This is a genomic window from Halorussus litoreus, from assembly GCF_003382685.1.
Lineage (GTDB): Archaea > Halobacteriota > Halobacteria > Halobacteriales > Haladaptataceae > Halorussus > Halorussus litoreus.
The window spans coordinates 93,446-105,787 of sequence record NZ_KZ859508.1 but is presented as its reverse complement, the minus strand read 5'-3'; the positions used below and the strand labels follow the sequence as shown (position 1 = coordinate 105,787).

Annotated in this window: 12 protein-coding genes and 1 tRNA gene; 8 read left to right on the top strand and 5 right to left on the bottom strand. The window is 65.2% G+C overall.

Annotation, left to right across the window (positions count from 1 at the left end):
* The first annotated feature begins 218 nt into the window (after positions 1–218).
* The 7 genes from DPQ64_RS04010 (at position 219) to DPQ64_RS03980 (ending at position 7,399) form a co-directional block, all read left to right on the top strand.
* Complete coding sequence (locus DPQ64_RS04010; protein WP_115863067.1) at positions 219–839, top strand: HD domain-containing protein; 621 nt, start codon at positions 219–221, stop codon at positions 837–839.
* 164 nt (positions 840–1,003) lie between these two features.
* Positions 1,004–2,503, top strand: coding sequence for an ABC transporter substrate-binding protein (locus tag DPQ64_RS04005; RefSeq protein WP_115863066.1), 1,500 nt, complete (start codon positions 1,004–1,006; stop codon positions 2,501–2,503).
* 164 nt (positions 2,504–2,667) lie between these two features.
* Positions 2,668–3,507, top strand: a complete 840-nt coding sequence (locus DPQ64_RS04000) for a carbohydrate ABC transporter permease (RefSeq protein WP_232820478.1) — start codon at positions 2,668–2,670, stop codon at positions 3,505–3,507.
* 45 nt (positions 3,508–3,552) lie between these two features.
* Positions 3,553–4,419 (top strand): carbohydrate ABC transporter permease, encoded by an 867-nt coding sequence (locus tag DPQ64_RS03995; protein ID WP_115863064.1) that lies wholly within the window; start codon positions 3,553–3,555, stop codon positions 4,417–4,419.
* A gap of 144 nt (positions 4,420–4,563) precedes the next feature.
* Positions 4,564–5,772: an ABC transporter ATP-binding protein gene (locus DPQ64_RS03990; protein WP_115863063.1), complete on the top strand. Its 1,209-nt coding sequence runs from the start codon at positions 4,564–4,566 to the stop codon at positions 5,770–5,772.
* An 11-nt stretch (positions 5,773–5,783) separates the two neighbouring features.
* Positions 5,784–6,569, top strand: a complete 786-nt coding sequence (locus DPQ64_RS03985) for an aspartate dehydrogenase domain-containing protein (protein ID WP_198661998.1) — start codon at positions 5,784–5,786, stop codon at positions 6,567–6,569.
* Positions 6,570–6,973: 404 nt separating this feature from the next.
* Positions 6,974–7,399 (top strand): acyl-CoA thioesterase, encoded by a 426-nt coding sequence (locus DPQ64_RS03980; RefSeq protein WP_115863061.1) that lies wholly within the window; start codon positions 6,974–6,976, stop codon positions 7,397–7,399.
* 20 nt (positions 7,400–7,419) lie between these two features.
* Here the strand turns inward: DPQ64_RS03980 and DPQ64_RS03975 are convergent, their stop codons facing one another.
* Together DPQ64_RS03975 and DPQ64_RS03970 are read right to left on the bottom strand one after the other, a co-directional pair.
* Positions 7,420–8,562 carry a S1C family serine protease gene (locus tag DPQ64_RS03975; RefSeq protein ID WP_115863060.1) on the bottom strand — a complete coding sequence of 381 codons (1,143 nt, stop codon included), beginning with the start codon at positions 8,560–8,562 and terminating at the stop codon, positions 7,420–7,422.
* A 157-nt stretch (positions 8,563–8,719) separates the two neighbouring features.
* Positions 8,720–8,804: transfer RNA gene (locus DPQ64_RS03970), tRNA-Leu, on the bottom strand.
* 164 nt (positions 8,805–8,968) lie between these two features.
* On the opposite strand from DPQ64_RS03970, the gene DPQ64_RS03965 reads away from it, so the two are divergent.
* Complete coding sequence (locus DPQ64_RS03965; RefSeq protein ID WP_115863059.1) at positions 8,969–9,526, top strand: DUF420 domain-containing protein; 558 nt, start codon at positions 8,969–8,971, stop codon at positions 9,524–9,526.
* Between the two features lie 18 nt (positions 9,527–9,544).
* Here DPQ64_RS03965 and DPQ64_RS03960 read toward each other — a convergent pair whose 3' ends face one another.
* The 3 genes from DPQ64_RS03960 to purF form a co-directional block, all read right to left on the bottom strand.
* Entirely contained in the window at positions 9,545–9,808 is a 264-nt protein-coding gene (locus DPQ64_RS03960) for a hypothetical protein (protein ID WP_115863058.1), read from the bottom strand.
* A gap of 75 nt (positions 9,809–9,883) precedes the next feature.
* Entirely contained in the window at positions 9,884–10,363 is a 480-nt protein-coding gene (locus DPQ64_RS03955; RefSeq protein ID WP_115863057.1) for a hypothetical protein, read from the bottom strand.
* Between the two features lie 345 nt (positions 10,364–10,708).
* The gene (purF, locus tag DPQ64_RS03950) at positions 10,709–12,307 is read right to left on the bottom strand and encodes an amidophosphoribosyltransferase (protein ID WP_115863056.1); all 1,599 of its coding nucleotides are present in this window, start codon (positions 12,305–12,307) and stop codon (positions 10,709–10,711) included.
* Positions 12,308–12,342 lie beyond the last annotated feature (35 nt).

Below are 12,342 nucleotides of genomic sequence, written 5' to 3'. Positions count from 1 at the left end.
GCACGAGATGGCGCGAGATGAACTCGCGCCAGCACGCGCCGGGTTGGAAGAATCAGTAGGCGCGCCAGAGGAAAAACAAGCCAGCACGCGCCGAGGTGGAAGGTAAACAGCACACGCTCGGTGAAAATCGAACCGAGCGCACGCAGACGGTTCCACTAGATCAAACACACCACCCCGAGACACGAACTATTACGGTCGCGCCGACGGATTGGCGAACCATGACCGACGAGACTCCCGAGACCGATGGGAAACCCGATTACGAAGCGCAGGTGCGCGAGGCCTTCCCCGAGATCGCCGACATCGAGGACGAGACGCTCCGCGAGCAGGTCACCGAGGCGTGGGTGCTCGGCCTCGAACGCGGCGGCTGGGCCGACGTTTTCGACGTGCCCTACGCGTGGAACATCCACGAGAAGACCAACGTCGAGCACGTGCGCGGGGTCACCCGCATCGCGGTCCGGTCGGCCGAGGAACAGCGCGACTTCCACGGCGCGGACCCCGACCTCGACGTGATCCGGGCGGCCTGCCTGCTCCACGACGTGGGCAAGTGCTACGAGTACGTCGACCACGTCGACGACGAGAAACTGCTCGATCCCGACCCGACGTACGCCACCGAGGAGATTCCCCACTCGCTGTCGGGCTACGCGCTGGCCCACGAGGTCGGCTGCCCGCTTTCGGTCCAGCGCGCGATTCCCCATTTCTTGGGGGAAGTGCCCAAGCGCACGCTCGAAGCCGAACTGGTCAAGAGCGCCAACTCGGCGAGTTCGAACGCCATCACCCAGTCCGCGATGGGCATCACGCTTCAGGAGTGGGTCGAGAAGTACAGTCAGACGAGCGACTGAGCCGTTGGCAGGTTCCTCTGAACCCTCGGCGGGGTCGAGTCGAGCAGCAGTTTGCCGTCCCAGTTAATTGCACCTTTGTTACCAAATACCATAGTTGAGGAGCTGTCAGTATCGGCACAAAGACGTTAAGAATTATTGATGACGAATAAATCTGTTGGGGGACCATGAAACGGCGTCAATTCATCGCCGCGACGGGGGTCGCGGGACTGGCGGGACTAAGTGGGTACGCGAATCGACAAGACGGGGGCACGTACCTAGAGCAAGCACAGGAGATCGGGTTTGCCGAGAACTGGCGAGCACGACGACTCGACGTGGCCGACGACTGGCCGATAGAGGCCCGACGGGACGTCCCCGACCGGGAGAACGACCAGACGTTCCAGGGGACCGAGACCTTCGAAACCGCACCGTGGGAACCGCCGGAGGGGTGGCAGGACACCGCCGCAGGCGACGTTGACACGCTTCAGATTCTCAACCACGGCGCGGCCAACATGGAGTTCGACCCGGCGACCCTCGCCACGCACGAACTGTTCGAGGAGAAGACCGGGATCACCATCGAACCGATAGAGATCGGCGTGGACCAGGCCAATCTTCAGGAACAGCAGTTCCTCAGCGCGAGGCAGGGCGAACCCCACGTGATGAACGTCGACGGTCCACTGACGCCGGTGTTCGTCCAACAGGGCTACCTCGAAGTGGTCGACCCGCTGTACACCGACGAGATGTGGGACGCCTACATTCCGGCACTCAGGAGCATGGTCGAGTGGGACATCGACTCCACCCGAGAGGGGACTCACCAGTACGGGTTCCCGAACATCGCCGAGGCCACGGTCGGGAACCTCAGGACCAACCTCGTCGAAGAGCAGGGCATCGATCCGAGCCGGTTCGACGGCGAGTGGTCGTGGGACCTGCTCGAAGAGACGATGGAGGCGTTCGAGGGAACCGACGTGTTCGGCTACGCTTACTACGCCGGGAACCCGGTGTACCTGTTCTACTCGTTCCGCCAACTGCTTTACCAGCAGGGCGGGCAGATCGTAGCCGACGACGGAACGGTCCAGATAGACACCCAACCGGCCCGGACCGTGCTCCAGAAGATGGTCGAGTGGCGCGAGAACAACTGGGTCCCACAGGAGGTCATCTCCTACGGGGAGGGCGACCTCGTCGACCTGTTCCTGGCCGGGCGACTGGCGTACGTCGACGCGTTCGCCGACTTCGTGCCGCGGGCACTCAATCAGTACGAGGCCGACAGCGAGTACCGCGCCGTCGTGCCACCGATGGCGAACACGGGGCCGAACCCCCAACAGGCGGCACTCGTCGCACCCAACACGACCGCTATCAACCCGTTCGCCGACGACGCCCAGAAACTCGCGGGGCTGCTCTACGGCGACCTGCGACTGAGCTATCCGAGCCAGTGGTGGGAGTTCACCTTCGAGGGGAACATGTCGTTCATGGACAGAGTGTACGACGACGCCGAGGCGGCCGATTTCGTCCAGTTCGGCGACGTGTTGGGGTCTGCCATCGACCGGGGCGTCCTCGAGTTCTTCCCCCAGCAGCAGGCCATCTTCCAGCGACTGGCCGACCCGTTCCAGAGCGCCATCGTGGGCGACATCTCGCCCGCGGAAGCGACCCAACGGGGCCAACAGTTCATCGATAGCGTCCTCGGCCAGTAACTCCCTCGACCGCTCGACTTCCAGCAAGGACACTGGTTTCCAGTAATCACACAATGTCAGAAGCCTATCGGAGAGTTCCCGAAACTCGGTACGGACGACTCAAGCGACTGATTTCGGAGTTCGCGAACGACCACATCCGCCTCGTTCTGCTGGGTCCAGCACTGGTGAGCCTCGTCGTCATCTTCATCTACCCCGTCGCCTTCCTCGTCTGGAGTTCGATGCAACGCACGCTGGCGTTTGGGGCGACGGCGGAGTTCGCACCGACTGCAAACTACGAAGCGATGCTGTCCGACCCGACGTTCTGGAACGCCGCCGAGAAGACGCTGACCTACTCTTTCGGGTCGTTCGTCGTCACGATGCTTTCGGGGTTGATAATCGCGCTCGCGCTCAACAACGTCGTCAGGAAGCGACTTCGAGACACGTACACGACCCTTATTCTGCTGTCGTGGGCGGTCCCGCTGTCCATCGTGGGCGTGACGTGGCGCTGGATGTTCAACGGTCAGCTGGGCGTGGTCAACAAGCTACTCCGGGACCTCGGTCTGCTCTCGGGGAACTTCTCGTGGCTCGCCAATCCGGAGACGGCGATGGCGGTGGTCATCATGGCAGACGCGTGGTCGCGCATCCCGTTCGCGACCATCATCATACTGGCTGGGCTTCAGTCGATACCCCAGGAGACGTACGACGCCGCGAAGGTAGACGGCGCGACCACGTTCCAGACGTTCCGACACGTCACGCTACCGTACCTCAGGCCGTCGTTTTTCGTGGCGGGCCTGATAACGTGGATGTTCGCGTTCCGCGCGTTCGCCATCCCGTTTTCGACGACCGGCGGTGGCCCGGCGGGCGCGACCGAGGTACTCGCGATCTACATCCATCGGTTCGGCATCGAACTGTTCGACTACGGCTTCGCCTCGGCGGTGTCGATGTTCCTCGTCGGCGTGACCCTCATCGTCGCGGGCATCTACGTGAACGTCATCCTCGAACAACTCAGCGAGATAGAAGCGTGAACCGAAAACAGCGTATCCAGCCATGAGCGGACGAACTGCCAAGCCATGAGCGGACGAACCGGCCTCGACCGATACAGACGCGAACAGCGCCTCGGGGACGCGCTCGAAAGTCCGTACGTCGTTCACCTCGTACTCTTTCTCGCGGTGCTGTTCATCGTCGCCCCGCTGGTCTGGGAGCTGCTCACCTCGCTGAAGACCAACGACGCCGTCTACAACTTCAACTACTTCCCGCGGAATCCGACGCTCGAAAGTTACTACATCGCGCTGTTCGAGCGTGGATACTGGCGAGCCGTCGTCAACAGCATTATAATTTCGTCCGCGTCGACGGTCGTCGTGATGTTGCTCGGCGTGCCCGCGGGGTACGCGTTTAGCCGATACCGATTCCCCTTCGACAACCTCGTGTTCGTGTTCATCCTGTTCACGCGGCTGTTCCCGCCCATCGGACTCGTGGTGCCGTACTACCGCATCATGACCGAGTTCGGCCTCCTGAACACGAAACTCGGTATCGTAATCGCGAACGTCTACCTCTGGCTTCCGCTGGTCGTCTACATCATGCGGAACTTCTTCATCACGATACCCCACGACCTCGACGAGGCGGCGCTCGTCGATGGCTGTACGAAGATTCAGGCGTTTCGCCACGTCATTCTGCCGGTGGTCATGCCGGGAATCGCGGCCGGAACCATTCTGACCTTCCTCTACTCGTGGCGGGAGTTCCTGTTCGCGTTCACGGTCAGCACCGACCTGAACTCGATGACGATTCCGGTCTCGACGTTCCTGTTCGTCGGTGACACGTCGGTCCAGTGGGCGTCGATGGCGGCTGCCGCGGTCGTCGCGACGATTCCGTCGGCGCTCGTCGTGTTCTTCTTCCAGCGGTACATCGTCGTCGGTCTCACGGGAGGGTTGAAAGGATGAGTTTCGAGGCAGGATCGAAAAGATGAGATGTGCCAACAGTCGACACGCATTTGGGTGCGCGGGCAGAAGTATCCACGCGAGTTCCGGGGGAGGATCCGACGTGACGTTCGGTAACGACCAGACGCGGCGTTCAGGGGGACAACCATGAGTGATTCCGTGCAGGGAGACGATTCACGACTCGACGAGCGCACAGGAGACCAGACGCGCGAGGTCAGTCTCGAACTCGACGGGTTGACCAAGGTGTTTCAGGACGACGAGGGCGACGTGGTGGCCGTCGACGACGTGTCGATGGACATCTACGACGGCGAGTTCGTGGTGCTGGTGGGGCCGTCGGGATGCGGAAAGACGACGACGCTCCGGATGATCGCCGGACTAGAAGACCCCACCGACGGCCGAATCGTACTCGGTGGCCGCGACGTCGCGGGACTCGAACCCCGAGAGCGCGACGTGGCGATGGTGTTCCAGAACTACGCGCTCTACCCGCACAAGACGGTGGCGGAGAATCTCGAATTCCCGCTTCAGATCCGGCACTACCCGTCCGACGAGCGGAAGTCGCAGGTCGAGAGCGTCAGCGAGTTGCTCGGCATCTCGGACCTGTTGGACCGGCGCCCGGGCGACCTCTCGGGCGGCCAGCAACAGCGAGTCGCGCTCGGGCGAGCCATCATCAGGGACCCGGAGGTGTTCCTGTTCGACGAACCGCTGTCGAACCTCGACGCCAAACTCCGAATCGAGATGCGGACAGAGTTGAACAAGCTACACGACAGGGTCGGGAAGACCTCGGTCTACGTCACGCACGACCAGGAGGAGGCCATGACGTTGAGCGACCGCGTCGCCGTGATGAACGACGGCGAACTCCAGCAGATCGCACCGCCACAGACCGTCTACGACCGGCCGGCGAACCTCTTCGTCGCCAGCTTTATCGGCGAACCGCCGATGAACTTCTTCGACGTCGAGCTTTCACCCGTCCAAAGCGACGCCGGCCTCCGGATCGTCTCGGACGTGTTCGACCTGTTGCTTCCCGAGGCGATGGCGCGCAAACTCGACTCGTGGGACGGGAGTACCGACAACCTCGTCTTCGGTGTCAGGCCCGAGGACGTGACCGACACGACAGTCGCCGACGAGACGTTCCCGCCCGAAACGACGTTCGACGCCTACGTGGCGGTGGTCGAGCCGATCGGAGCGGACAAAGACCTCACGCTCGCGCCCGACGCGGACGCACCCGAGGAGAGGGAGTTCACCGTCCGGGTGGACGCCGACACCGAAGCGCGGGAGGGCGACGTGATAACTCTCGCGGTGGACATGGCGAAGACCCACGTCTTCGACGACGAGACCGGGACCAATCTCACGCTGTAGGAGGAGTGTTCGTGACTGCACCGCACACTATCGGCCTGCTCGGATTCGGTCGAATCGGGCGCGCGCTCGCCGACTACGTCGAGTCGGACCCGGACTTCGAACTCGGGTACGCCCTCGTCCGCTCGGAGAAAGACGACCTCCCCGGGCACAAGCAGCTGACCGACCCGGCCCGACTCGCCGATCGGCCCGTGGACCTCGTCGTGGAGGCCGCAACTCACGAGGTGCTCGCGGACCTGGGCGAGACGGTCCTCGAAGCGAGCGACCTGATGGTCCTCTCCGGGTCGGCGTTCGTGGACGAGTCGGTCGAACAGCGACTCGTCTCGACCGCGAACGCCAACGACACGGACGTCTATCTGCCCCACGCCGCGCTGCTCGGGATGGACGGTCTGGTCGACGCCCGGCACGCGCTCGATTCGGTATCGATCCGCGCGACGAAAGCACCCGACCATCTCGATTTCAGTTACACCGACGAACTCGACCCCGGGGACGTGGCGGGTCGAACCGTCCTCTACGAGGGACCAGTCCGGGGCCTCTGCGAGCGGTTTCCCCGGAACTTCAACTCCCACGCGGCAGTCGCGCTGGCGTCACTCGGGTTGGACGACGTCCGGTCGAAACTCGTCGCTGACCCGAGTGCCGACAGCGCCGACCACGTCATCACGGCCTCGGGCGACGGGTTCGACCTCGAAATCGTCCGCGAGAGTGCTATCGAGGGAGTGACCGGCGAGTACACGATAGAATCTATTTGGGGGTCCATGCGGCGCGCGCTCTATGCCGACGGAGGGCTGACGTTTCTCTGAACGGCGTCCGCAAGTCCGTCCTCGTATCGCTACATGAGCAACGAAATTTCGTTTTTTGATCGAGCGCGCGCGAGGTCTGCGCTCGGTCCCCGTGCGAAGACCTCGCGCGGCTTGGCGCGCCACGGAGCCACCGGCAGAGAAACCGCCTCTGCCGAGCGGTCGGTCGCGTCGCGCGCGGTTTCACCGCTCGCATTTCCGCGGCCGTCGGCCGCGCCCCGCTCCCGACGACCGCGCCAGCACGCGCCGGGATGGAAAGACGAAATCGCACGGAACGGCCGAAGGACGAGTCAGTGCGAGCAGGAGTTCCAGAAAACCGACGAACCACGAAGCCCCCCTCGTCACGTCCAATCACGCCCCGTCCGAAAGCGACACATCGAACTGTGGCGGTCGCGCACCTGCAAGCGATGACCGACTACTCGTTCACCACCGAGGTCGACGTTCGCTTTCAGGACCTCGACGCGATGGGCCACGTCAATAACGCGGTGTACGCCACCATCCTCGAAGAGGCCCGCGTGGCCTACTTCCGCGAGGTGCTCGACCTCCAGCTCAACGAGATCGGGAGCGTGCTCGCCAGCCTCGAACTCGACTTCCGGCGGCCCGTAAGCTCGACCGGCCCGGTCACCGTGGCGGTCCGAGTCCCCGAACTCGGCACCTCCTCGCTCCGGATGGACTACGAGATCCGCGAGAACGCTGGCGCAGCTGCCGACGGAGACGACGGCGGAGTCGCTGCGGAGGGCCACACCGTACAGGTTGCCGTGAACCGCGACGGCGACTCGCGTCCCATCCCCGACGACTGGCGCGAGGGGATTCGCGAGTTCGAAGGCCTGTAGATCGGCCAGATACCCGCCCGCTACGCGCTCTCCTCCGGGTCCGGACGCTCGCCGAGCGTGACGCTGACGGTCCGGCGCTCGCCGTCCCGGACGACGGTCAACTCGACCTCGTCGCCCGGCCGGGTTTCGGTCAGCAGGTACGACAGGAGGTCCTCGGGCCTCTCGACCGACTGGTCGCCGACGGCGACGATCACGTCACCACCGACCGGTACGCGCTGGTCGGCCACGATCTGCGAGCCAGTCGCGCCCTGCAGGGCGTTGCTCGCCGGCGAACCGTCGGCCACCTCCGCGACGTAGACGCCCTGCGTGACGTTCAGGTCGTTGGCGTCGACGACCGACTGGGCGAGCGGCGCGGGCTGGACCCCGAGGTAGGGGTAGTCGTACTCGCCGTTCTGGACGAGACCGGGCACGATGCGCTCGACCAGCGAGGCCGACACCGCGAACCCGATGTTGTCGCCACCGCCCGCGCGGTTCACGCCGACGACCGTGCCGGAGTCACAGGCGACCAGCGGGCCGCCGCTGTTGCCGGGGTTGATCGGCGCGTCGGTCTGGATGGTGTTCGGAATCAGGCCCGTCTCGGTCGGGGTCAGCCGGTCGACGCCGCTGATGATGCCCGACGTGATGGTGCTCTGGAGCCCGAACGGGCTGCCGATGGCCGCGACGCGCTGGCCGGGCCGTGGCATTTCGGCGCTGAGTTCGAGCGCTTCCACGTAGTCGGGCGTTTCGTTCAGGCGCACGACAGCGAGGTCGACGAACGCGGTCGCACCCACGACCTCCCCGCGGAGGCGCTCGCCCCGACTGAACTGCACGCCGACCGATGCCGACTCGTTGACGACGTGCTCGTTGGTCACGACGTAGCTGATTCCGTTCTCGTCGTTCTCGTAGACGAAACCGGAGCCGAGCCCGTCGGCCGTTCTGACGAGGACGACCGAGCCGATGGTCCGGTCGTACAGCCGGGTGTAGTTACACCCCTCGGCGGTCTGCCGGGCGAGCGCGCCGTTCGAGATCGCCCCCGAGCTACCGACAGCTAGCGCTTGGCCGACCGATGCGTCCCCTCGGTGCTGTCCCGCTTCGGCCGCGACCGTCCCCACTGCCGCGACCGGTGCGACGGCGACGAGAACGACCGCGAGCGCGACGACTGCGAACGTTGAATTCCCCACCATGCGCTTGTGGTCACGACGGGGAGTCGGAAAAGACGGGTGGCCGCCGACGGCGAGCGCATCGCTGTCGCTCGAACAGTAGCGTCCGAAAGGAATTGTGCGTGGGTGCAGTCCCAAGGGACTCCACCTGCATCCTGTGCGCGAATAGACGCGCTTGCGATGCGTGGGACCGGATTTGAACCGGCGGACCCCTACGGGACAGCGCCCTCAACGCTGCGCCGTTGGCCTAGCTTGGCTACCCACGCTCGCTGGGTCTTTCTCGCAATACAAGATAGAGGCCAACCGGATAAAAGGCCTTTCGTTTCAACGTCGGGACGGCACCGGTTTGCACGACACTTCGAGCCGACCCGGTCGCCCTTCTCGGGACGACACAGCAAGGCGTATTTTCGTCGCTTCCCTACCGTCGAGCATGCAACGCTTCGTCGAGCGTCACGTCCCCGCCGTGACCGGCCTGCTGACGGTCGTCTCGCTCGCGCTCGTGTTCTCGGCCGCGCTGCGCGTGGTGCCCGCCGGCGCGCTCCCGCGAGCGCCCGACCCCGTGCTGGCGGCCATTCCGCACGTCAACGCGGTCATCAGCACGGTCGCGTTCGTGGTCATCGCGGCCTCGTGGCGGGCCATCCGCCGCGGCGAGGTCGAGCGCCACCGCAACGGGATGCTCGCGGGCGTTGGCCTGTTCGCGGCGTTCCTGACGCTGTACCTCTACCGGGTCGCGATCCTCGGGCCGACCGGCTACGAGGGACCGGCCGTGATCGAGCGGTTCGTCTACGCACCGATTCTGGCGATCCACGTCCTGCTCGCGGTGGTCTGCATCCCGCTGCTGTACTACGTCCTCCTGCTCGCGCTGACGAAGTCGGTGTCCGAGCTTCCGGCGACGAACCACCCGCGAGTCGGCCGGGTTGCCGCCGTACTGTGGCTCACCTCGTTCGCGCTCGGCGTGGTGGTGTACCTGCTGCTGTATCTGTTCTGAATCCAACTGTCGATGCGTTCACTCGGACGGTTCGCCCTCGTAGGTCTCCAGCAGAACCTCCCACGCGTCGTAGTCCTCGTGGAACCGACTGGCGAGGATGCGACCGTTCCGCCCGATCTCGACCGCGAGTCTCGGCTCGCGAATCTGGACCCAGCGGACCTCGGGTTCGGGGCGGGTTTTCTCTTCGTCCTCCTTTTGTTCCGCTTTCCGCGCCGCTCGCTGTTCGTCCGGTCGCTCCTCGCCGGTCGCGCCCCGGTCGCCCGGGTCGGGGCTGGGAACCATCTCTGGAACACCACGACCTGCCGAGAAGTAACGGTTTCGCCCGCGAGAGCGTCGTGGGCAGACCGCTCCGAAATATTATCGCTCTGAGTCGTCGGTGTCAGTTCCAGATTCACCGTCGGAACTCGACTCTCCATTCGAGCCGGAGCCGGGCTCCCTGTCCGTCACCGACTCGCCGCTCTCGACGTCGATGTGGTGGACCTCCGGTTCGCCGGTGCCGCCCTCGTCGCTCCCGGTACCCCGACCGCCGCCCAAGCCGCCGCCACCCCGCGTTTCGCTTCCCCCGAGGAGCTTCGACCGGAGGTCGTCGGCGACCGACTGGACCTGATCGCGGACCGTCTTGACCTCCTCGAACTCCTCGACCGTGCGCTCGACGTAGTACACCCGTTGGGTGGGGATGCGCCGCACCCGGTCGCGGCCCTGCTCGTCCTCGTCGATGCGGAGGATCCAGTGGTCCTGAAAGTACGCGACATGCTCGTTCTGGACGGTCTCCTCGACCGTCTCGCCGTCCGGGTCCTCGTACGCGATGGTGGCCTCGCCGAAGTCCTGTTCGACCATACCGAGAAGTCGCGTTCGAGGCAGGTATCCGCTGTGGCCGGTGGGAATGTGGTGTTCTGACTAACCAAGGGAACCGTGACTACGCTCTTTGGCTAGCTGAGGGTTCTGATAGCTGAGGGACCGCAACTACAATTTCGAAAGCCCTCGACCTGCTCGCGGTCGCTCAGCGGGATAGCTGGCGCGCGCAGAACTGCGCGCGCCAGCTATCCCGCTGAAACGACTACAATGAACGCGAGCAGGTCTCGCCCTTTCAGTCCGCCAAGGATAGTGGTTGATCGGTCCAGCGCATCCACTGGCGGTCTGGCGTGGAATTGAACAATGTGGTCGGCGAAAAGCGACCGACCACTACAACTCTGGCTTCACGTTCCCGGCGTGGGCCGGGTCCATCGCCTCGCCCTCCACGTCGTAGGGGTACTCGCCGGTGACACAGCCCATGCAGAGGTCCGCGCGGTCCTCGCCGAGCGCGTGCGCGACTGCCTCGGACGAGAGGTACGCGAGGCTGTCGGCCGCGATCTCGTCGCGGATCTCCTCGACCGAACGGTCGGCGGCAACGAGTTCGTCGCGGGCCGCCATGTCGATACCCATGTAGCACGGCGCGGCGATGGGCGGCGCGCCGATGCGCATGTGGACCGCCTCCGCGCCGCAGTCCAGCAGGAGGTCGACGAGCTGGGTCGAGGTGGTTCCGCGGACGATGGAGTCGTCGATGAGCGTGACGGTCTTGCCCTCGACCGTCGACTTGATGGGGTTGAGCTTCAGCCGGACCGCGCGCTCGCGCTCGTCCTGGGTCGGCATGATGAACGTCCGCCCGACGTAGCGGTTCTTCATCAGCCCCTCGGCGAACTCGACGTCGGCTTCGCTCGCGGTTCCCGAGGCGCTTTGCGCCTCGCTATCCTCCTGTGCGGCCTCCGCATATCCCGAGGCGAACGCCCGACCGGAGTCAGGCACCGGCATCACCACGTCGGTGTCGATGCCGCTCTCCTCCCAGAGCTTGCGGCCGAGCTCCCGGCGGACCTCGTAGACGAGTTTACCGTCGATGACGCTGTCCGGTCGGGCGAAGTAGACGTGCTCGAAGAAGCAGTGGGCGGTGTGCTCGGGCTCGAACAGCTGGTGGGAGTCGAACCCCGCGCCGTTGGGTCGGAGCACGACGAGTTCGCCCGGCCGCACGTCCCGGACGAGTTCGCCGTCGAGGGTGTCGACGGCCGCGGACTCGCTGGCGAGCACGTAGCCGTCGTCGAGTTCGCCGATGCAGAGCGGGCGATTGCCCTGCGGGTCCCGGACGCCCATCACCACGTCGTCGTGCATGATCGTCAGCGAGTACGAGCCGTGGACGCGCTCCATCGTGGTCTCGACCGCCTCGACGAGGTCGGCGTCGAGCAGGTTGCGCGCGAGGTCGTGGGCGATGACCTCGGTGTCGCCGTCGGAGGTGAACGCGTGGCCCTGTCGGGCGAGCCGATCCCGGAGCTCGTCGGCGTTCACGAGGTTCCCGTTGTGGCTCAGCCCCAGCGCGCCGCTCCGGAACGAGACGGTGAACGGCTGGGCGCAGGACTTGTCGACACTCCCCGCGGTGGGATAGCGGACGTGGCCGATGCCCGCGCTCCCGTGCAGGGCGTCGACGTCGTCCTCGTCGAACGCCTCGCCGACGAGTCCCATCCCGACGTGGCTGTGCTGCTGGAACCCGTCGTGGGTGACGATGCCCGCCGACTCCTGCCCGCGATGCTGGAGCGCGTACAGCGAGTAGTACAGCGGGTGGGCGGCGTCCCGGTCGTCGAGCGAGACGCCGACCACGCCGCACTTCTCGGTCGGCTCGTCGGAGCGGCCACCGGTCGAACCGTCGGAAGGGCCACCGGCAGGCCGCTCGCGCCGACCCTCGCTGGGCGTCTCGGACGAACTCGAACGGGCGTTCTCGGTCGAACCGCTTCGGGCCGCGTCCCGGCCGTCTGGCATGGAAGGAGGGAGGGGACCGGGGTAGTAAAAACCCT